Here is a 22789-nt window from a genome sequence, read left to right as displayed (position 1 = left end):
ACCGAAGCTGTCCGCATGCGAATGAATTCCTTTAAAACAAAAAGGTCCGGCGGATGCCAGACCTTTTTGTTTTTTTGTGACTCTGTCAGGATTCAAACCTGAAACCTTCTGATCCGTAGTCAGATGCTCTATTCAGTTGAGCTACAGAGCCGTTGGTATTGTGTTGAACGGGATGCAAATGTAGGGAGAATTTTTATTTCTACAAATCTTTCCCCTTTTTTTTCCTCAAATTTATTTTTCCATTTACATTTGAAGGATCATCAAACCCGTCGGGACCCGTGAAAATACAGCTTTGGAGCATTGGAAAGGAGAATGATGCCTACATCAACGAAGGTATTCAAATTTTTCAGAAACGATTACAGCACTACACCGATTTTAATATAAAGCTGATCCCCACCGTAAAGCAGGCGGCCAGTCTTTCCATTCCGGAACTGAAAAAGCAGGAAGGGAAGATCGTACTGGATATGCTGCAGCCGCAGGACTATCTGCTGGCGCTCGACGAAAGAGGGAAAACGATGACCACACCGCAACTGGCCGATTTTCTGCAACAGCGCACCAATGCCGGCACACGCCAGCTGATCATACTGATCGGCGGTGCGTTCGGCATCGATGCCGCCGTGCTGCAACGGGCACAGCTGCAATTGTCCCTCTCCGCCCTCACCTTCCCGCATCAACTCGTGCGGCTCATCGTCACAGAACAGGTGTACCGGGCGTACACCATACTGAACAATGAGAAATATCATCATCAATGACTATTTTTACAAACTAACAGCACCAACGCATGACCATTACCTTAGCCATCATCATCATCACCAGCCTTATATCCGTTACTTCCTTCAACCGCCCTGAGCAGATCGACAAACTGAGCTTCTGGCCTTATTACGTGAGGGAACGCAAGCAATATTACCGTTTCGTGACCTCGGGGTTTGTGCATGCGGATTACATGCACCTGTTTTTTAATATGCTCACGCTCTGGTTCTTTGGCAGAACGATAGAATCCGCTTTCGTCATCATTTTCGGCGGGAAATTGCATTTTGTGCTGTTATATCTGCTCGGGTTGATACTACCGGACATATCCACCTATTTTAAATATAAAGACACTTACGGCTACCGGGCCATTGGCGCCTCCGGAGCGGTTTCTGCCATACTATTCTCGGCTATTCTGCTCTCTCCATGGTCTACTTTGCTGGTATTTTTCATACCGTTGCCCGCTATCATCTACGGCGTGCTTTTCCTGGCCTACTCCGTGTACATGTCCAGGCGCGGTGGAGACGGCATCAATCACGATGCGCATTTCTGGGGAGCTGTACTTGGACTGGTGTATCCGCTGATATTCAAGCCGGAACTCGGTAAACTGTTCCTGAATCAGCTTTTAAGCATCTTTTAATTCGATCTTCAACACTTCTTTTGTTCCGGGCGTGATCCTGAAACGGTTGTCTATGCGCATTCCCGCTATCCAGACGATCTTTTTCTGCGATTCCAGCACCCAGACCTTCTCTTTTTCCGGCAGGGACAATTTCTGGTCGATGAAAAAGCGGCTGAGCTTCTTCTTTTTGGTCATGCCCAGCGGATAGAAATAATCACCCTGTTTCCATCTGCGCAATATTAGCGGAAAGTGCAGCTGCTGTTTATCGATATACGCCATGCAGGAGTCATCGGATATCTGAATGCCGGTCGTGGTTTTGATGTGCAGTTGCTTGCCGGGCAGCTGTACCGTCTCCTGCCCTTCTTCGATTACAAAGAAGGTGGATGCTGTGGCTTCGAGCGGTGTGATGATCAGCCATTTCCTGTCCCGCACAATGCGGTAGGCCGGTGTAGCCACCCATTTGCCCGGCTCACTGTCCAGCAGCTCCACAACCTGGGCCGCCTGGGCGGGGCTGCAGTGAAAGGGTTTCAGCAATTCATAAACGATCGTATGTAATGGCTGTACCTTCTTCAGCTTGTTCACCGGAATGAAATATTCCTGCTTCCGTTGTTCCAGCAGGTTGCGCCGGTGAAAGGAAAGGGCCTGGCGGTAGAGCATCTCCGCTTCGCGGAAGCGCTGTATCGATGCGCCGGTATTTTTAACCACCTGCGGATAGGCCTCTTCCAATACCGGCAATACACGATGCCGAAAAAAATTGCGTGTGTACTTGTCCGTTGCATTGGAGCTGTCTTCCACATGTTCCAGCCGATGTTCCTCCGCATAGGCCGATATATCTTCCCGGGTGGCGAACAGGAGCGGTCTCACCAGCATGCCCTGTTTGGGCAATATGCCATGCAGACCGGCCATCCCGGTGCCTTTGCTGATATTCATCCAGAGCGTTTCCACATTGTCCTGCATATGATGCGCGGTAGCGATGAGATCATATCCCTCCTCCTGCCGCACCTTCTCCAGCCACATATAACGCAGTTCACGCGCAGCTACCTGGATGGATTGCCGGTGTGTTTCAGCATGCGCAGCAGTATCGAATTGCATGGTATAGAACGGCACGTCATATTTGGCGGCGAGCTGCCGCACAAATTGTTCATCCCTTTCGGATTCCACGCCCCGCAGCCTGAAATTGCAATGCGCAATGCCGATGCTGAGGCCGGCGTGAACACAGAGATGCGCGAGCACCACGGAATCGCGGCCACCGCTGACCGCCAGCAATAAACGCCGGGAAGGGTCGAAAAGCTGTTCACGCCTGATATATGACTGAAGCTGATTATGCATCATTAAAGCTGTTGTTTTGGTTGTCCGGCCATTATTCATCAACCAGGTCTTCGAAAGCGGCCTGCAATTCGCTGTGTGCATGCATGTCCTTCGCCTCCCTGGCCACCAGCATGCCCTTCTCGTAGATAGCCACTGCCTCCGCCGTAGCGCCGCTGCGTTCCAGCAGTTTGCCGAGATGGTAGTAAGACCCTACATATCCCGGCTCTGCAGCGAGCAGGTCCTCGAACACCTCTTTTGCGGCCATATCATTCTTTTGCTTGATGTATTCCAATGCCAGCGCGTGTTTCAGGAAGCTGTCATTCGGACTGTTTTCCAGGAACGCTTTAATTTGCGCAATTCTATCCATAATACTTATTTCTAATTTAAAAGCCTGCCCGGTGGTTGAGGCTGCAAAAGCTAAATCCCATATATTTGCCAATACTGCATTATTCAATTAAACCAGTTAACGGATATGAAGATCTTAGTATGTATCAGTAAAACGCCCGACACAACTGCAAAAATAGCTTTCACAGACAACAACACGAAATTCAGTGAAGCGGGCGTACAGTTTATCATTAACCCGTATGACGAATGGTATGCACTGGTTAAGGCCCTGGAACTGAAAGAAAGCGGCAGTGCCACGGCTGTTCACCTTATCACCGTAGGCGGTGCGGATACCGAGCCTGTGATCAGGAAAGCCCTTGCCCTTGGCGGTGATGAAGCTTTTCGGGTGAATGCAGACAGCCAGGACAGCTTTTTCATTGCATCGCAGATCGCGGCACATGCCAGGCAGGAAAATTATGATATCATTTTTACCGGTAAAGAAACAATTGACTACAACGGATCGTCCATCGGCGGCATGGTAGCGGGATTGCTTGAGCTGCCCTATGTTTCCATTGCCTCCAGCCTGGAGCTGAATGGCAGCGCTGCCACGCTGAAACGCGAGATCGAAGGCGGCGAGGAGATATGCGAGGTTAACCTGCCGGTGGTGATCTCCTGCCAGAAAGGAATGGCCGAGGCGCGGATACCCAACATGCGCGGCATCATGGCCGCCCGTACAAAACCCCTGAAAGTCACAGAGCCGGTGCAAACGGAAACACTGACCAGCATTGTTTCTTTTGAACTGCCGCCAGCGAAGGCCGGCGTGAAAATGATCCCCGCCGATAACATGGAAGAGCTGGTGAAGCTGCTGCATGAAGAAGCAAAAGTGATCTGAGCCGGTATGATGCAGGCGCTGATGCTTTGCGATCATCCACAGCCAGGTTATCGAAACCGGTCACTTTTACGGAAAACGGAGCCTGCTCTTTAAAACCAAAACAACTGAGGTTCCTTTATCTCAACTCAAAAAATTAAAAAAATGTCTGTTTTAATATTTGCCGATCAGTTCCAGGGAAAAATAAAGAAATCCGCATTGGAAGCCGTACAATACGGTGCAAAAGTAGCGCAACAACTGGGCACCACCGCCACCGCGCTGGTACTGGGAGAAGTGCCGGCCGATGAGCTGGCCTCCCCTAGTCAATATGGCGCAACGAAAGTGCTGCATACCGCCGATCCCCGTCTGAATGAGCTGGAAGCCGGCGTTGCCGCGAAGATCGTGGCGGAAGCCGCTGCCGCGGAGAATGCTGATGTGATCATCTTCTCCCACAACTTTTCCGGCAAAGCCATCGCCCCTCAACTGTCCGCACAGCTGAAAGCCGGTCTCGTTGCCGGCGCCATCGCGCTGCCGGATACCGCCAACGGCTTTGTAGTGAAAAAGAACGTCTTTTCCGGCAAGGCCTTTGCGAATGTGAATATCACCTCACCGAAGAAGATCGTATCTGTTCTTCCCAATACCTTCAGTCTTGAAAACACCGGCGGTACCGCTACGGTAGAAGCCTTTTCCGCGAGTATCAGCGACAGCGATTTCAAAGTGAAGCCCGTCAAAATTGAAACCGTCAGCGGGGAAGTACCGTTAACCGAAGCGGAGATCGTGGTGAGTGGAGGACGTGGCCTGAAAGGCCCGGAGAACTGGGGCATGGTGGAAGACCTGGCGCATGCCCTCGGAGCGGCAACCGCCTGCAGCCGTCCCGTTGCGGATGCCGACTGGCGGCCGCATCATGAGCATGTGGGGCAGACCGGCTTTACCGTTCGCCCGAATCTCTACGTAGCCATCGGCATCTCGGGAGCCATACAGCACCTGGCCGGTGTAAACGGCAGCAAGGTGATCGTAGTGATCAACAAAGACCCCGAAGCACCATTTTTCAAGGCAGCGGATTACGGGATCGTTGGCGATGCATTTGAAGTAGTGCCGAAGCTGACCGAAGCCGTGAAGAAATATAAAGGAATCTCCTGACCGCACAAATGGCCAGTGCATGCAGGTAATTACGAATTACGGATAGCATTTATACATACGCAAAAAATATATCCGTAATTCGTAATTAATAATTCGTAATTCACTATTGTTAGCGCTTTTTAGATATCGGATATTTTTCTAACTTCACATCTTATACCGATTAAAACGTGAGCGCTAACGCGTATTGACAGTATGAGAAAAATAGAATTGGAAATAGTTGCTTTGTCGCACAGTATTACGCAGACCCACTCATATGCCGTGGTGTTGGGAGAAGTGAACGGATTAAGGCGTTTGCCCATAGTAATCGGCGGGTTTGAAGCACAGGCCATAGCAGTAGCACTGGAAAAGATGCAACCCAGCAGACCTCTCACCCACGATCTCATGAAAAATTTCATGAATGCATTTAGCATTGATTTACATGAAGTCGTAATCAGCAATTTACAGGAAGGGATTTTTTACTCCAAGCTGATCTGTTCAAACAGCGAAGATACCATCGAAATAGATTCCCGTACATCAGACGCCTTGGCGCTGGCTGTACGTTTTGGATGCCCTATTTACACTTATGAGAACATTCTGAACAGTGCCGGTATTCTGCTGGACGATCCGGCCGGAAAAAAGGTCGGCAAGCCTGCAGGCACGCCATCCATATCCGAGCATGAAAAGGGTGTGGAAGACGACCTGAAAGCGCTCAACCTGGATGAGCTGAACACGCTGCTGCAGGAAGTCCTGGAGCAGGAAGACTACATCCGGGCCATCGCCATACGCGATGAGATCAATAGCCGTAAAAGTAAATAACGCTTGTGATCCTCTTCCCCAATTGCAAGATCAACCTCGGTTTACATATTCTGCGCAAGCGGGAGGATGGTTTTCATGACCTGGAAACGGTATTCTACCCCCTGCCCCTTCAGGATGCGGTCGAAGTAGTCACCGCCGATGAAATGATCTTCAGCCAAAGCGGTATGGAGATACCCGGCGATGCCGGCGATAACCTTTGTACAAAAGCCTATCAGTTGCTGAAGGCCGATTTCCCTCATATTCCGGCCATCCACATGCACCTGCACAAACAGATACCTGCGGGCGCGGGGCTTGGCGGTGGTTCCGCCGATGGCGCCTTTACCCTGAAACTCCTCAACAGCAAATACAATCTGCAGCTTACGGAAGAACAGCTGGAACGATACGCCGCCCGGCTGGGCAGCGATTGCCCCTTCTTTATCCGTAACGTGCCCTGCTTCGCCAGCGGTCGCGGGGAGATCATGGAACCGCTGGAGCTGGACCTGGGAGGATACTCGTTCCTCCTGGTGCATCCGGGCATACACGTCAATACCGGTTGGGCTTTCGGACAGCTGACACCGGGCAGGCCCGATATTCCGCTGCGGAGCATCAACTGGCAGGATGTTGCTTCCTGGCGGGACCTGCTTACAAATGACTTTGAGGAAGTGGTGCTGGCGGCATACCCTATCATCAGTGAAATAAAGGAAAAAATGTATGTTGCCGGGGCGGTTTATGCCACCATGAGCGGGAGCGGTTCTGCAGTGGTGGGAATTTACCCGAAGAACGAGATCCCTGATATCCCCTGGAGTGAAGGGCATCTGGCTTTCCGGATCCCCTGAACGGGGTTAGCTGCTTTACCAAAAAAAATTAGCCGGCCTCTTACAGAAACCGGCTAATACTTATCTAAAAATGAACATCTCTTATTTCACGGAAGCAACAAGGCTCTTGAAAGTTTCAGGTTCATTCATGGCCAGATCAGCCAGTACTTTCCTGTTAAGGCCAACCTGCTTTTCTGACAGCTTGTGAATGAACTCGGAGTAAGTTAAACCTTCCGCTCTGGCCGCAGCATTGATACGGGCGATCCACAACTGACGGTAATTCCTTTTCTTCAGTTTGCGACCTACATAGCTATAGGTTAAGCCTTTCTCCAGAACGTTTTTGGCTACGGTATAAACGTTCTTACGTTTACCGTAGAAGCCTTTCGCTTGTTTTAAGATCTTTTTTCTTCTGGCTCTTGACGCAACTGCGTTTACTGAACGAGGCATGTTATGCTTTTTAAAACTTGTTTAATAAATTGATTATAATCAGCGCAGTACGAGCATACGCTTCACCAGGTTCAGATTCGCATCAGCTACCAGGCTACTTCCTCTCAGTGAACGCTTTCTTTTGTTAGACTTCTTCGTCAACAGGTGACTTTTATAAGCCTTCGGGCGCTTAATGGCTCCGCTTCCGGTCACCGTAAACGTCTTCTTCGCACGGCTATGAGTCTTTACTTTAGGCATCTTACATCAAATTTGGTCTGCAAAGGTAGGTAATTATTTTATAAATAACACAAGTGTATCAAAAAAATCTCCCTGTTTTCAACCTCAACAAAAAAAAGTTAACATTTTTTCCACCCGGTTAATTCCTTGAATGTCAAATTGCCCATACTTTATAAACATCAAATTAGCTCAATTTATCTATTTAGGGAAATTTTCTATTTTTGCGATTAACCATATTATCATTAATTTTAATTTAGATTTATTGAAGATTTATTCCATATCTACCGAACCGAATTAACCGAAGCCTATGAAAACGTTTCTCTACACCTGCAATCTGACAAGCCATAAGAAAGGCTTCTCATCTTCACAAACACCTATATATATGTGTTACACAATGCCACAGGCATCAGGTGTGTAACGCCCCGCGTTACCCTGCCTATGTTTCACCTAATGTTTGCGACAATGAGAAGATTTCTACTCCTATTAACCATATTATGCACTGTACTCATTTCCACGGTACAGGCGCAACGAAATGCCAGGCTGACCGCTCCTAAAGACGTTTGCGTGAACGGCTACGCCAGCATGCATGCTTTCCTTGAGGAAACAAACCCTGCTCCCCCCGGAGAAGTAATGGTCAACTGGACTATTGTGAGACCAGACGGGACCATTATCAATCACCGTTATGACCAGGAGGCGGGTTATCCGGGTGGGCACCATCCGGATTTCAGGTATATGAGCCCCACGCACGGCCAGTCGGTAACCTTTGAGGTTCTGCAGGAAGGCCAATATACCGTGACTGTGACCATTGAATACATGCAGAGCGGTACGCTGCGCACCAGTAATTCCCGAACAAAGCAATTCACGGCATACGATTGTTCCATGGATGAATGTGAAGGTACCTTTACCCCTTCCACCAACTTCAAGGAAACATTCGGCACTTTCGTGGCCGGCGGGCCAAGAAGACAGGTGGCAGCGCCGGCAACTGTGGAGTATAATTTCCTTTCCTCCGGCAACCTGGCGGACAACGACTACAGCATTTATTATAACTCCCGCCTTGGCGGACGCCCTGAATGGGATAACGTGGGAGACCACACGGATAACGGGAACGGCGGTATGTTGATCGCCAACTCCTCCGATGAACCGAAACTCTTCTACAGAAGACCCGTGAACAACCTGTGCCCGGGCGCGAAATATAACTTCTCTGCCTGGTCATCAACCTGAACTCGCTACAGGTATTGAACAGCACCTGCCAGCAGGAAGATTACCGCTATGCAGGGGTGACGTTCATTGTGAGGAATGCCTCGGATAACAGTATCATCAAACAATTTAATACCTACGATGTATCAATGGACCTCTCCCGCAATTTACCGGGAGATCAGCGTTTAACCGGCTGGCAGAGATTTGGCGGCACGGTTACCCTGGCGCCGGGTGAAGAGAACGTGATCGTGGAGATCATGAACAACAACCCCGGCGGTTGCGGTAACGACATTGCGGTGGATGATATCGAATTCGTATTCTGCGCACCGAGGATCTACTCATATATAGATGGTCTGGGTGTAGATAACGACATGGTTTGCCCGGGCGCTGAAATGACCATTACGTCCGTGATCGAGCCGAGCGATTACTTTATTGATCCGGTGTATGTATGGGAAATGAATAAGAACGGTGGCGGATGGGGACCTGTGAACGAACCGGGATATACTTATGAAAACGGAGACACCTCCGTTTTGATTATTGGCCCCGGCGTGCTTGAGGAAGATGATTATATACAATACCGCCTTTACGTTTTTGAACGAAATAACGTCAATACACGAGGGTGTTACACACCTGGCAACATGGTAACGCTGAGCGTACCAAGATTGCCAACGATCCTCGCATCCCGGCCGCGGATATGCCGGGGAGATACCACCACGCTGACAGCCAGCCCACTCGAAGGGCCTGGCATTACCGGGTATGAGACATTTGAATTCGTAGGCCCGAATATCCTCGCATGGCCTACCCTTCCCGCCCCGAAGGACAAGGTAATGGTAGCGCCCGTGGCAAACAGTACTTACGAAGTAAAGGGCAGCATCCAGTATGGGCAATATGGCAATGGCCAGCCTCGCGTCTGCCATAAAGAAGCCAGTATTACGATTGAAGTAGATCAGCCTCCGGTGGTGAATCTTGGTCCGGACCAGACCGTATGCGTCAATGAAGCGGTAACGCTGGATGCCGGGGATGATAATGCGGTGTACCCGATACTGTGGCAGCCAACCAGCCAGACCACCCAGACCATTACTGTCAATGCACCGGCCGTTGCTTCCGCACAATCCTATCGTGTAGCCGTGACCAACGGTGAATGTACCGTAAGGGACACGGTGATGATCACTGCCGTCCCCTATCCGGTAGCCACTATCCTCAGCGGAACCTCCTTCTGTAATACCGCCATCATTCCGCTTGTTGCGGTAGACCCGGATCCGGGTTATTCCGGCGAATGGAGCATTGTTGGCAACGATTATGGTGCAACCATCGATAATCCGACCTCTGCATCCGGCGCTCTGCTGCAGAACATGCCGTTTGATCAGCCCGTCACCGTAAGGTGGACGGTAACCTCTACTGCGGCCGATTGTTCCGATTTTGCGGAGCAGGATGTTATCAGGGAATCCAGGCCTGTGTCCACACCCGGCCCGAACCAGGTGTTATGCACCAATGTGTTCACACTGGCGGCAAATGCTCCTGCAAATGCCACCATGGAAGGTACCTGGAGCGTATCCGGCGGCGGTACGGTGACTTTCGGCGATATCCATGATCCTGCTACTACCGCTACGATCACCAGCGGTCCGGGTACACTTACACTGGTATGGACGATGGCCAAGCTGAACAGCCCCTCCGCCTGTCCCCCTGAGAGCAGAAGCATGACCATCCGTTATGTGGAACCACCTACCCTCACGATCAACAGCACGGATATTGCCAGCTGCCGCGGCGCAGGTGGCGTGAACCGGTTTGAAATACCTTACACGCAAACCAATGCGAACACCTACAGCCTGCAGGCCGTTGCGCCCAATCCGCTGCCAGGGTTCAGCAATATCACCAACGCATCCTTCGTGACACCGTTGCGGATCAACTACCCGGCCGCTACACCGGCCGGCACCTACACGTTCCGCATGGTAGCCAGGAGAACAACACCTGCCGTTTGTGAAACCGAAGTATTCTTCTCTGTAAGGATAGAAACACCGTCAACGATCAGCTCGGCAAGCAGCAGCTCACAAACGATCTGTATCGGCAACTCCGCCACCCTGACGGTGAACGGCACGCTTGGTTCCAATGCAACCTGGGTATGGTACGAAGGAGGATGCGGTGTCGGTTCCCCGATAGGTACTGGCCAGTCCATCTCCGTGTCACCCACATCATCCACAACTTATTATGTAAGAGCAGAAGGTGGTGCACCTTGCGCAAGCACAAACTGCGCTTCCGTTTCGGTGACTGTCAACCAAAGGCCTGCCGTTCCGGATGCCGGAGTGGACCAGGAACAGTGTAACAACCCGTTATTTGTACTGGATGCCCTGACCCCGAATGTCGGAACAGGCTCCTGGACACTGCCTCCGGGAGTGATCATCATTTCCGGTGGTCTCAATAACCCGAAATCCACCGTACTGGTACCAGCCGGCCAATCTGTTACCCTCCAGTGGAGCGTGACGCTTGGTCAATGTACTGTTGGTCCGGATGAAGTGGTGCTTACCAACCTTGCCCCTGTCACGAATAATGTGATAGAAGAAGATCAGCTGATCTGTTCCGGCGAAACACCGGAGGAAATCACCACGGTCGGCACCCCCACCGGCGGCAACGGTACCTACACCTACCAGTGGCAGCAAAGCACAACCAGTGCCTCAGCAGGCTTTACGGATATCAGCGGCGCCACGGATGTGAATTATCAGCCACCGGCGCAAACCCAGACAGTATGGTACCGGAGGGTAGTTACAAGCGGCGCATGTATTGCCAATAGCAATGTGGTGGAAATAACCGTTTCAACACTGCCGCCTGATGCAGACTTCGTACCGCCTTCCGTATCTGTACAATGTGTGAAAGGGACCGATTACACCACTTATTTTGGCATCCCGGTATTCAGCCATCCTGAAGGCCTGTCATTCACCGTGACATCAGCTGATGTTACTACGCCTGCAGCCTGTGGCGAGATTATTACGCGCACCTGGACTGCGACGGACATTTGCAATAAGGTAACGACAGCTTCGCAGAGCATTACAGTGATCGATACGATTCCACCGAGACTGGTGGGAGATGCACCGGCAGATACCACGGTATCCTGCGATGCGGTACCGTTGCCGGTTACTTTCCTTGTAACTGATGAATGTACCAATGATGCCGATATTGATACCACATTTGCTGAAACGCGCGTTGATGGTGGTTGTCCCAATACTTATGAGCTCATCAGAGAGTGGACGCTTACTGATGACTGCGGTAATGATACCATTATCCGCCAGGTTATCAATGTTATTGACACTACCAAACCGTATTTAATAGGTCTCGCTCCCGGGGATACCACCGTGTCCTGCGACGCGGTGCCGCTGCCGGCTACATTCCAGGTGGGTGATAACTGCTCGGCCAGCGCGGACGTAGATACTACATTTACCGAAACACGTATCGATGGCGGCTGTGCCAATACCTATCAGCTCATCAGGGAATGGAGGATAGAAGATGAATGCGGCAATGATACCCTCATCCGCCAGACTATCAACGTCATCGACACCACCAACCCATACGTGGTAGGCATCGCTCCGGGTGACACTACAGTGTCCTGTGACGCTGTGCCGCTACCAGCGACATTCCAGGTGGGAGACAATTGCTCGGCCAGTGCGGACGTAGATACTACATTTACCGAAACTCGCATCGACGGCGGTTGTGCAAATACTTACCAACTTGTGAGAGAATGGTTGCTGGAAGATGAATGCGGTAACGACACCCTCATCCGCCAGACTATCAACGTCATCGACACCACCAATCCATACGTGGTAGGCATCGCTCCGGGCGACACTACCGTATCCTGTGACGCTGTGCCGCTGCCTGCGACATTCCAGGTAGGTGACAACTGCTCTGCCAGCGCAGACGTGGATACGACATTTACCGAAACCCGCATCGATGGCGGTTGTGCCAATACTTACCAACTCATCAGGGAATGGACTTTAGAAGATGAATGCGGCAATGATACCCTCATCCGTCAGACGATCAACGTCATTGACACCACCAATCCATACGTAGTAGGCATCGCTCCGGGTGACACCACCGTATCCTGTGACGCTGTGCCACTCCCGGCTACGTTCCAGGTGGGTGACAACTGCTCGGCCAGTGCGGACGTAGATACCACCTTTACCGAAACACGTATCGATGGCGGCTGTGCCAATACCTACCAACTCATCAGGGAGTGGACTTTAGAAGACGAATGCGGAAATGACACCATTATCCGCCAGACCATCAACGTCATCGACACTACAAACCCGTACGTTGTAGGTATCGCACCGGGCGACACCACCGTGTCCTGCGACGCAGTACCGCTCCCGGCTACATTCCAGGTGGGCGACAACTGTACTTCCAGTGCCAATATTGATACTACCTTCACAGAAACCCGTGTAAACGGCAGCTGCGTCAACTCCTACCAGCTTATCAGGGAATGGACCATCGAAGACGAATGTGGCAATGATACCCTCATCCGCCAGATCATCAACGTTATCGACACCACCAATCCATACGTGGTAGGCATCGCTCCGGGTGACACCACTGTTTCGTGTGATGCGGTACCCCTCCCGGCGACATTCCAGGTGGGAGACAATTGCTCGGCCAGTGCGGACGTGGACACGACATTTACCGAAACACGTGTAAACGGTGCATGTGCCAATACTTACCAACTCATCAGGGAATGGACCATCGAAGACGAATGCGGCAATGATACCCTCATCCGCCAGATCATCAACGTCATTGACACCACCAATCCGTACGTAGTAGGCATCGCTCCGGGTGACACTACCGTATCCTGCGACGCGGTACCGCTGCCTGCAACATTCCAGGTGGGTGATAACTGCTCGGCTAGTGCAGACGTAGATACCACATTTACGGAAACTCGCATCGATGGCGGTTGTGCCAATACCTACCAACTCATCAGGGAATGGAGGATCGAGGACGAATGCGGAAATGATACCCTCATCCGCCAGACCATCAACGTCATCGACACCACCAAGCCATACGTAGTAGGCCTGGCGCCGGGTGATACCACCGTATCCTGTGACGCTGTACCACTGCCCGCTACATTCCAGGTAGGTGATAATTGCTCGGCCAGTGCAGATGTAGATACGACATTTACTGAAACCCGTATCGATGGCGGTTGTGCTAATACTTACCAGCTTGTAAGAGAATGGTTACTGGAAGATGAATGCGGTAACGACACCCTCATCCGCCAGACTATCAACGTCATCGACACCACCAATCCATACGTAGTAGGCCTGGCTCCGGGCGACACCACCGTATCCTGTGACGCTGTGCCACTGCCTGCTACATTCCAGGTGGGTGACAACTGCTCGGCTAGTGCGGACGTAGATACTACATTTACCGAAACCCGTATAAACGGCAGCTGTGCCAACTCCTACCAACTCATCAGGGAGTGGACGCTGGAAGATGAATGCGGCAATGATACCCTCATCCGCCAGATCATCAATGTTATCGACACCACCAATCCGTTTGTGGTAGGCATTGCTCCAGGTGACACTACGGTGTCCTGCGACGCTGTACCGCTCCCAGCTACGTTCCAGGTGGGTGACAACTGCTCGGCCAGTGCGGACGTAGATACCACATTTACCGAAACCCGTATAAACGGCAGCTGTGCCAACTCCTACCAACTCATCAGGGAGTGGACGCTGGAAGATGAATGCGGCAATGATACCCTCATCCGCCAGATCATCAATGTTATCGACACCACCAATCCGTTTGTGGTAGGCATCGCTCCGGGTGACACTACGGTGTCCTGTGACGCTGTACCGCTCCCGGCTACGTTCCAGGTGGGTGACAACTGCTCGGCCAGTGCGGACGTAGATACCACATTTACCGAAACCCGTATAAACGGCAGCTGCGTCAACTCCTACCAGCTTATCAGGGAGTGGACGCTGGAAGATGAATGCGGAAATGACACTCTCATCCGCCAGATCATCAACGTCATCGATACCACCAATCCATACGTGGTAGGCATCGCTCCGGGTGACACTACGGTGTCCTGTGACGCTGTGCCACTTCCGGCTACATTCCAGGTAGGTGACAACTGTTCTGCCAGTGCAGACGTAGATACTACATTTACGGAAACACGCATCGATGGCGGCTGTGCCAATACTTATCAACTCATCCGGGAATGGACTTTAGAAGACGAATGCGGAAATGACACTATTATCCGCCAGACGATCAACGTCATCGACACCACCAATCCATACGTGGTAGGCATCGCTCCGGGTGACACTACGGTGTCCTGCGACGCTGTGCCACTCCCCGCTACGTTCCAGGTGGCTGATAACTGTACATCAAGCGCCAACATCGATACTACGTTTACCGAAACACGCATCGATGGCGGCTGTGCAAATACCTACCAACTCATCAGGGAGTGGAGGATAGAAGATGAATGCGGCAATGATACCCTCATCCGCCAGATCATCAACGTCATCGACACTACCAACCCATACGTAGTAGGCATCGCTCCGGGCGACACCACCGTATCCTGTGACGCTGTGCCGCTCCCGGCTACGTTCCAGGTAGGTGATAACTGCTCTGCCAGCGCCAACATCGATACTACGTTTACCGAAACACGCATCGATGGCGGCTGTGCAAATACTTACCAGCTTGTAAGAGAATGGTTACTGGAAGATGAATGCGGAAACGACACCCTCATCCGCCAGACCATCAATGTTATCGACACCACCAACCCATACGTGGTAGGCATCGCACCGGGCGACACCACCGTATCCTGCGACGCTGTGCCACTCCCCGCTACGTTCCAGGTGGCTGATAACTGTACATCAAGCGCCAACATCGATACTACGTTTACCGAAACACGCATCGATGGCGGCTGTGCAAATACTTACCAGCTTGTAAGAGAATGGTTACTGGAAGATGAATGCGGAAACGACACCGTCATCCGCCAGACCATCAATGTTATCGACACCACCAACCCTTACGTAGTAGGCATCGCTCCGGGCGACACCACCGTATCCTGTGACGCGGTACCACTCCCGGCTACGTTCCAGGTAGGTGACAATTGTACATCAAGCGCCAACATCGATACTACATTCACAGAAACACGCATAAATGGTGCATGTGCCAATACTTACCAACTCATCAGGGAATGGACTATCGAAGACGAATGCGGCAATGATACCCTCATCCGTCAGATCATCAACGTCATCGACACCACCAATCCATACGTGGTAGGCATCGCTCCGGGTGACACTACAGTGTCCTGTGACGCTGTGCCGCTACCAGCGACATTCCAGGTAGGTGACAATTGTACATCAAGCGCCAACATCGACACCACCTTCACAGAAACGCGGGTAAACGGTAGCTGTGCCAATACCTACCAGCTCATCAGGGAATGGACTTTAGAAGACGAATGTGGCAATGATACCCTCATCCGCCAGATCATCAACGTCATCGACACCACCAATCCATACGTGGTAGGCATCGCTCCGGGCGACACCACCGTATCCTGTGACGCAGTACCGCTGCCGGCTACATTCCAGGTAGGTGATAACTGCTCGGCCAGTGCAAACGTAGACACAACATTTGCCGAAACCCGTGTAAACGGTACATGTGCCAACTCCTACCAGCTCATCAGGGAGTGGACGCTTACCGATGAATGCGATAATGACACCATTATCCGTCAGATCATCAACGTCATCGACACCACCAATCCATACGTGGTAGGCCTGGCTCCGGGTGATACCACCGTATCCTGCGACGCGGTGCCGCTGCCGGCTACATTCCAGGTGGGTGATAACTGCTCGGCTAGTGCAGACGTGGACACTACATTCACAGAAACGCGCATCGATGGCGGCTGTGCCAATACTTACCAACTTGTAAGAGAATGGTTGCTGGAAGATGAATGCGGAAATGACACCATTATCCGCCAGACCATCAACGTTATCGACACCACCAATCCGTACGTAGTAGGTATCGCTCCTGGTGATACTACCGTATCCTGTGACGCAGTACCGCTACCAGCGACATTCCAAGTGGGAGACAATTGCTCGGCCAGTGCGGACGTAGATACTACATTTACCGAAACTCGCATCGACGGCGGTTGTGCCAATACCTACCAACTCATCAGGGAATGGAGGATCGAGGACGAATGCGGCAATGATACCCTCATCCGCCAGATCATCAATGTCATCGACACCACCAATCCGTACGTGGTAGGCATCGCTCCGGGCGATACCACAGTATCCTGCGACGCCGTGCCGCTGCCTGCTACATTCCAGGTAGGTGACAACTGTACTTCCAGTGCCAATATCGATACTACCTTCACAGAAACCCGCATAAACGGTAGCTGTACTAATACTTACCAACTCATCAGGGAATGGAGGATCGAAGATGAATGCGGCAATGATACCCTCATCCGCCAGACCATCAACGTCATCGATACCACCAATCCGTACGTGGTAGGCATCGCTCCGGGTGACACTACGGTGTCCTGCGACGCTGTGCCCCTCCCCGCTACATTCCAGGTAGGTGACAACTGTACTTCCAGTGCCAACATCGATACTACCTTCACAGAAACACGCGTAAACGGCAGCTGTACCAATACTTACCAACTCATCAGGGAATGGACCATCGAAGATGAATGCGGCAATGATACCCTCATCCGCCAGATCATCAACGTCATCGATACCACCAACCCGTACGTGGTAGGCATCGCGCCAGGTGACACCACCGTATCCTGTGACGCGGTACCGCTCCCGGCTACATTCCAGGTAGGTGACAACTGTACTTCCAGTGCCAACATCGATACTACGTTCACAGAAACGCGGGTAAACGGTAACTGTGCCAATACCTACCAACTCATCAGGGAATGGAGGATCGAAGACGAATGCGGCAATGACACCCTCATCCGCCAGATCATCAACGTCATCGACACCACCAACCCATACGTGGTAGGCATCGCTCCTGGTGACACTACGGTGTCCTGCGACGCAGTACCCCTCCCTGCCACATTCCTGGTGGGTGACAACTGTACTTCCAGTGCCAATATCGATACTACATTTACGGAAACGCGCGTAAGCGGTGCATGTGCCAATACCTACCAGCTCATCAGGGAATGGAGGATAGAAGACGAATGCGGCAATGATACCCTCATCCGCCAGATCATCAATGTGGTAGATACCACCAGGCCAAGGGTTACCAGCCCCCTCCCGGCAGATACCACAGTCTCCTGTGACGCCATACCTGTACCGGCAGTACTGCAGGCTACCGACAACTGCTCCGCCGTACCGGACATCGACATCGTGTACAACCAGACCCGCATCAATGGCAGCTGCACCAATACTTATCAGCTGGTAAGACAATGGACCATCAGCGATGAATGCGGCAATGACACCATCGTCATTCAACGGATCAACGTGGTGGATACCAGCAACCCTGTGTTCGTTCTGCCGCTGCCTGCTAACATGACGGTGGAATGTGACAACATCACGCCGCAACCGGATCTCACAGCAACCGACAATTGCTCTGCCAATGTCACCGTTGTGAAAAACGAGATCCGCCAGCCGATACCCGGCCGTTGCGTCAATAATTACCTCCTTATCCGTACATGGACGGCGATTGATGACTGCAACAACACCATCACCCATACACAGACCATTACGGTGATCGATACCACAGCTCCGGTATTCGCCATGATACCGCCGGCGAACATCACTGTGGCCTGCGATGCCGTACCGGCCCAGCCTGATATCAGCGCAACAGACAACTGTTCTGCCGGCAACGGGGTTACCGTCACCAGGTCACAGACCCGTGTAGATGGCGCCTGCGCGAACAGCTACCAGCTGATCCGTACATGGACCGCTACGGACGAATGCGGCAATACCACTACCCTCACCCAGACAGTGAATGTGGAAGACCGCGTAGCGCCGGTATTTACAACGCTTCCCGCGGCCGATACCACAGTTGCCTGCGATGCAGTGCCGGCACAACAGTTGCTCATGGCAACGGACAACTGCTCCGTTTCCGCCAACATCGTGATCACACCGGCAGAAACCCGCGTGAACGGCAGCTGCGCCAACAGCTATCAGCTGGTCCGCACATGGACGGCTACCGATGAATGCGGCAACAGCACCCAATGGACGCAAACGGTACATGTGGAAGACCGTATCAGACCGGTATTCTTCACCCCCACTCCGCGCGATACCACCGTTAATTGCGACGCCATACCGGTACCGCCGGTAATGATGGCCAGCGATAACTGTACCGATACCCTGAACGTCAATGTGCAGTTCACGGAAGAACATATCGACATCACCGGTGCATGCGCCAACAACTACAGACTGCTGCGCAGATGGAGGGCTACGGACGAATGCGGCAACGCCACCACCGTCATCCAGGTGATAGATGTAAGAGACACCACCAGGCCGCAATTCGTGGCTGCCGCTCCGGCGGACACCACAGTGAATTGTGATGCGATCCCTGTTCAGCCGGTCATCGAGGTGATGGATAACTGCTCCGTAAACGCCGATATCCAGGTGACCAGGGCAGAAACCAGGGAGAACATCCCCGGCGCCTGCGTCAATAACTACCGCCTCATCCGCACATGGACGGCTACAGATGAGTGCAACAACACCACTGTACTTCGTCAGGTGATCACTGTACAGGATACTACCGCCCCTGTATTCACGATGCCAACACCGGCCAATGTGACCGTGGAATGTAATGCCATCCCTGCACAGCCGGTGCTGACCGCCGCCGATAATTGCAGCACAGGAACTGCCGTAACGGTAACACGCGCAGAAAGAATGGAACAGATCCCTGGCGCCGTGTGCACCAGCAACTACCGCCTCATCCGCACATGGACGGCTACTGATCAGTGTGGCAACGCCACCACTGTAACACAGATCATCACCGTTGTAGACACCACGGCACCGACCTTCACCATGTCAACGCCGGCGGACGTCACAGTGGAATGTAACGCCATCCCTGCGCAACCGATGCTGACGGCCACCGATAACTGTACGCCTTCCAACAATATCACGATCGTCAGGAACGAACGCCGTGAGAACATCCCCGGCGCCTGCGTGAACAACTACCGCCTCATCCGCACATGGACGGCCACCGACCTCTGCGGTAATGAGAACACGGTACAACAGGTGATCACCGTACAGGACATTACTGCTCCGACGTTCACCCAGTCCGTTCCGGCAGATGCCACTGTAGAATGCAGCGCCATCCCGGTTATGCCAAACCTGCAGGTGACAGACAACTGCACACCGTCCAACCAGGTAACGGTAGTGAGGAACGAACGCCGCGAAGACATCCCCGGCGCCTGCGTGAACAACTACCGCCTCATCCGCACATGGACGGCCACTGACGAATGCGGCAACAGCAGAACGGTACAACAGATACTCACCGTGGTAGATAACACGCCGCCTGCATTCACCGTAGCCACACCGGCGAACGCCACTGTGGAATGCAGTGCCATCCCGGCAATGATCGACCTGGCCGCAAGAGACAATTGCACCACCAGCCCTATCAGCATCGTGCGAAACGAACGCCGCGAAGATATCCCCGGCGCCTGCGCGAACAACTATCGCCTCATCCGCACATGGACAGCGACGGACGAATGCGGTAATGCCGCAACTGTTACACAGGTGCTGACAGTGGTGGACAGAACCGCACCGGTATTCACCATGCCAACACCGGCAGATGTAACCGTAGAATGCGATGCCATCCCGGTACAACCGGACCTGACCGCTGCCGACAACTGCAGCTTCAGCAACAACATCACCATCGTGAGGAACGAGACCAGGGAGAATATCCCCGGGGCCTGCATGAACAACTACCGCCTCATCCGCACATGGACGGCCACCGATGAGTGCAACAACAGCACTACGGTAAGACAGGTAGTGACCGTGGTGGACAGAACAGCGCCGGTATTCACCATACTGCCGCCGGCCAATATGACGGTAAATTGCCACGAGGTGCCTGCTGCTCCGGTATTGACGGCAACAGACAACTGTTCCGGCAACAACGTCACCGTAGTGTACACCTTCAGGAAACAGCTGCTCTCCGCAACCTGTATCAATAACTACAGGTTGACACGCACCTGGACGGCAACCGACGAATGCGGCAACAGTGCAGTAGCCACGCAGATAGTGACAGTGATCGATACCATCGCACCGGTGTTCAATGCTCCGGCGCCGACAGATATGACGGTAACCTGCGATGCGATCCCCGCACCGGTGACCGTCACCGCATCTGACAACTGCACCCGCCCGGGCGGCGTGAGAATCACGCACGAGCAGCGGAAAGAAACCGATCCCGGATCCTGCAGCGGCAACTATCGCCTGATCAATATCTGGACGGCCAGAGACGAATGCGGCAACACTTCCGTACTCCGCCAGGTGATCACCGTAGTAGATACCGTAGCGCCGGTTATCGCAGCTCCGCCAGCCGATCTCACCGTACCATGCGGTGCGCCGGTACCAACAGCGAACATTACGCTGATGGCGACGGACAACTGCGATCCGTCCTTCCCGAAACTGGTCAGCTATACCGTAGATCCGTATGTGAGGGATATCTGTAACGGCTACACGATCACCCGCAGATGGAGCGTTGCGGACGAGTGCGGCAACGCTGCGCAGGAAGTGACACAGCGCATCAATGTGCTGCCCTGTCCGAAACCCGAACTGGAAGCAGATGTTGTGGTGAATTGCTCTACCGATCCTTTCATCACACTGAGAACAAGGGGCAATGTGAACAGGCCGGTGTACACGCTGACCGGCGTCACACCTGCCAATGCAGTAAGGGTTCCGGCAACCTCATCCAACCCCCGCTTCAATGTGAACGGCGCCACTACGGCCTCCTTCATCGTAAGGGACGGCATCACCGGCTGCGCTTCCGATACCGTGACCTATAACATCTCCTATCTGCAAATGCCGGTGGTCAACCTGGGCAACGATACCAGCCTTTGCGGCGGTAACGGTATGGTACTGGACGCTGGCGCTGCCAACTTCGGATACCAGATCCAATGGTCTACCGGCGAAACCACCCAGCGCATCAGGGTAACGCAACCAGGTACCTACCGGGTAACCGTGAGCAATGGCATGTGTACGGCCACTGATGCGATCAATGTAGGCGTTATTCCAATGCCGCTCGTTGATCTGCCGGATACGACCATCTGCCGCGGCCAGAACGTCATCCTCGACGCGTCCGTTCCGGGTGCCTCCTACCTCTGGAGCACCGGGGCTACCACGCCTTCGATCAACGTGAGCACACAGGAACAATTCTGGGTACGCGTGGCGAAGAACGGATGTATCACCATCGATACCATTAATGTAACCGTAAACCCGCCACCGGATATCAGCCTCAGCAGGGATACCACCATCTGCCCGGGCCAGACCGTAATGCTGACGGTAAACACCAACGCAGGCCGGATCCAGTGGGGTACCGGAGAGGTCGGCAACGCTATCCTCGTAAGCAGGGCCGGCAACTACTCCGTATCCGTGTACAGAGATAATTGCGTGGTCCGCGAAACAGTGCGCGTAAGCCAGCGCCCGGATATGGAATTCGATCTGGGGCCGGACAGGATCATTTGTCCAGGCGGCAGCATACTGGTGGATGCCCGTCATCCGGATGCAGCGACCTACCGCTGGAATGACGGGGACCTCAACCCTGTGAAGTCCATCTCCCAGGGGGGCAGGTATATCCTCGGCGTGCTGGACAGGTATTGCGACAGGTACTCGGAAGACAGCTTCAACGTTATCGTAGCCGGACCGCCTGTAGTGAACCTGGGTAACGACACAGTTATCTGCCGCGGCCGCCGCTTCATGCTGAGGTCAAACGCCGTGAATGCCACCTCTTATCTCTGGAGCAACGGTCAGACCACCAGTTCCATTGAGATCACCGAGCCTGGCACCTACAGCGTGACCGCCTTCAACGATTGCGGCAGCACTACGGACGAGATCACCATCGATGTGAAGGATTGCGACAGCCGTCCGGACTTCCCAAATGCCTTCTCTCCGAACGGAGACGGCAACAACGATGTGTTCCGCCCCGTGATCAGAGGCCCGATGTATGATTATGAATTACGCATCTTCAACCGCTGGGGCGAACTGGTATTCCTCAGCAGGGATATGGAAAAAGGCTGGGACGGATGGTACAAAGGCCGCCCTGTAGATATCGGCACCTTCGTATGGTGGCTGACCTATAAGAAAGTGGCCAATGGACCGGCCTTCATCATCAAAGGAGATGTGACCGTGATCAGATAACAAACAATATTACATAACGCTAAAAAAGGCCAGG

At 52.8% G+C, this 22789-nt stretch carries 12 protein-coding genes and 1 tRNA gene; 8 read left to right on the top strand and 5 right to left on the bottom strand.

Going from position 1 to position 22789, the window contains the following annotated elements; translation table 11 throughout:
- Positions 1-77: 77 nt before the first annotated feature.
- Positions 78-151 (bottom strand) — tRNA-Arg (locus FW415_RS15905).
- 127 nt (positions 152-278) lie between these two features.
- Here FW415_RS15905 and FW415_RS15900 point away from each other — a divergent pair.
- The gene (locus FW415_RS15900) at positions 279-752 is read left to right on the top strand and encodes a 23S rRNA (pseudouridine(1915)-N(3))-methyltransferase RlmH (RefSeq protein ID WP_148386972.1); all 474 of its coding nucleotides are present in this window, start codon (positions 279-281) and stop codon (positions 750-752) included.
- Between the two features lie 29 nt (positions 753-781).
- Positions 782-1387: a rhomboid family intramembrane serine protease gene (locus FW415_RS15895; protein ID WP_148386970.1), complete on the top strand. Its 606-nt coding sequence runs from the start codon at positions 782-784 to the stop codon at positions 1385-1387.
- On the opposite strand, the gene tilS is transcribed toward FW415_RS15895, so the two are convergent.
- On the bottom strand, positions 1373-2698 hold the full coding sequence (gene tilS, locus FW415_RS15890; RefSeq protein ID WP_148386967.1) for a tRNA lysidine(34) synthetase TilS: 1326 nt from the start codon (positions 2696-2698) through the stop codon (positions 1373-1375). The genes FW415_RS15895 and tilS overlap by 15 nt on opposite strands.
- A 28-nt stretch (positions 2699-2726) precedes the next feature.
- Positions 2727-3041 (bottom strand): hypothetical protein, encoded by a 315-nt coding sequence (locus FW415_RS15885; RefSeq protein ID WP_148386965.1) that lies wholly within the window; start codon positions 3039-3041, stop codon positions 2727-2729.
- 105 nt (positions 3042-3146) lie between these two features.
- On the opposite strand from FW415_RS15885, the gene FW415_RS15880 reads away from it, so the two are divergent.
- From FW415_RS15880 to ispE, 4 genes are all read left to right on the top strand, one after another.
- Positions 3147-3890 carry an electron transfer flavoprotein subunit beta/FixA family protein gene (locus tag FW415_RS15880; protein ID WP_148386963.1) on the top strand — a complete coding sequence of 248 codons (744 nt, stop codon included), beginning with the start codon at positions 3147-3149 and terminating at the stop codon, positions 3888-3890.
- 141 nt (positions 3891-4031) lie between these two features.
- Entirely contained in the window at positions 4032-5006 is a 975-nt protein-coding gene (locus FW415_RS15875) for an electron transfer flavoprotein subunit alpha/FixB family protein (protein WP_148386960.1), read from the top strand.
- A 192-nt stretch (positions 5007-5198) separates the two neighbouring features.
- On the top strand, positions 5199-5801 hold the full coding sequence (locus FW415_RS15870) for a bifunctional nuclease family protein (protein WP_148386958.1): 603 nt from the start codon (positions 5199-5201) through the stop codon (positions 5799-5801).
- Positions 5802-5806: 5 nt separating this feature from the next.
- Positions 5807-6616, top strand: coding sequence for a 4-(cytidine 5'-diphospho)-2-C-methyl-D-erythritol kinase (gene ispE / locus FW415_RS15865; protein WP_148386956.1), 810 nt, complete (start codon positions 5807-5809; stop codon positions 6614-6616).
- Between the two features lie 81 nt (positions 6617-6697).
- Here the strand turns inward: ispE and rplT are convergent, their stop codons facing one another.
- Complete coding sequence (gene rplT / locus FW415_RS15860; protein WP_146867376.1) at positions 6698-7042, bottom strand: 50S ribosomal protein L20; 345 nt, start codon at positions 7040-7042, stop codon at positions 6698-6700.
- Between the two features lie 39 nt (positions 7043-7081).
- Positions 7082-7279 carry a 50S ribosomal protein L35 gene (rpmI, locus tag FW415_RS15855; protein WP_109700507.1) on the bottom strand — a complete coding sequence of 66 codons (198 nt, stop codon included), beginning with the start codon at positions 7277-7279 and terminating at the stop codon, positions 7082-7084.
- Between the two features lie 441 nt (positions 7280-7720).
- Between rpmI and FW415_RS15850 the strand changes: the two genes are divergently transcribed.
- Complete coding sequence (locus tag FW415_RS15850) at positions 7721-8479, top strand: hypothetical protein (protein WP_148386954.1); 759 nt, start codon at positions 7721-7723, stop codon at positions 8477-8479.
- A 14-nt stretch (positions 8480-8493) separates the two neighbouring features.
- The gene (locus FW415_RS15845) at positions 8494-22755 is read left to right on the top strand and encodes a gliding motility-associated C-terminal domain-containing protein (protein WP_148386951.1); all 14262 of its coding nucleotides are present in this window, start codon (positions 8494-8496) and stop codon (positions 22753-22755) included.
- Positions 22756-22789 lie beyond the last annotated feature (34 nt).

It is taken from the genome of Chitinophaga sp. XS-30, from assembly GCF_008086345.1.
Lineage (GTDB): Bacteria > Bacteroidota > Bacteroidia > Chitinophagales > Chitinophagaceae > Chitinophaga.
The sequence above is the reverse complement of the archived record's forward strand: the minus strand, read 5'-3'. Positions and strand labels throughout refer to the sequence as shown.

Excerpts from the sequence above, each read along its gene's own strand:
- FW415_RS15895 (WP_148386970.1), top strand. The coding sequence starts at position 782 with ATGACCATTACCTTAGCCATCATCATCATCACCAGCCTTATATCCGTT.
- tilS (WP_148386967.1), bottom strand. The coding sequence starts at position 2,698 with ATGATGCATAATCAGCTTCAGTCATATATCAGGCGTGAACAGCTTTTC.
- FW415_RS15885 (WP_148386965.1), bottom strand. The coding sequence starts at position 3,041 with ATGGATAGAATTGCGCAAATTAAAGCGTTCCTGGAAAACAGTCCGAAT.
- FW415_RS15880 (WP_148386963.1), top strand. The coding sequence starts at position 3,147 with ATGAAGATCTTAGTATGTATCAGTAAAACGCCCGACACAACTGCAAAA.
- FW415_RS15875 (WP_148386960.1), top strand. The coding sequence starts at position 4,032 with ATGTCTGTTTTAATATTTGCCGATCAGTTCCAGGGAAAAATAAAGAAA.
- FW415_RS15870 (WP_148386958.1), top strand. The coding sequence starts at position 5,199 with ATGAGAAAAATAGAATTGGAAATAGTTGCTTTGTCGCACAGTATTACG.
- rplT (WP_146867376.1), bottom strand. The coding sequence starts at position 7,042 with ATGCCTCGTTCAGTAAACGCAGTTGCGTCAAGAGCCAGAAGAAAAAAG.
- rpmI (WP_109700507.1), bottom strand. The coding sequence starts at position 7,279 with ATGCCTAAAGTAAAGACTCATAGCCGTGCGAAGAAGACGTTTACGGTG.
- FW415_RS15850 (WP_148386954.1), top strand. The coding sequence starts at position 7,721 with ATGAGAAGATTTCTACTCCTATTAACCATATTATGCACTGTACTCATT.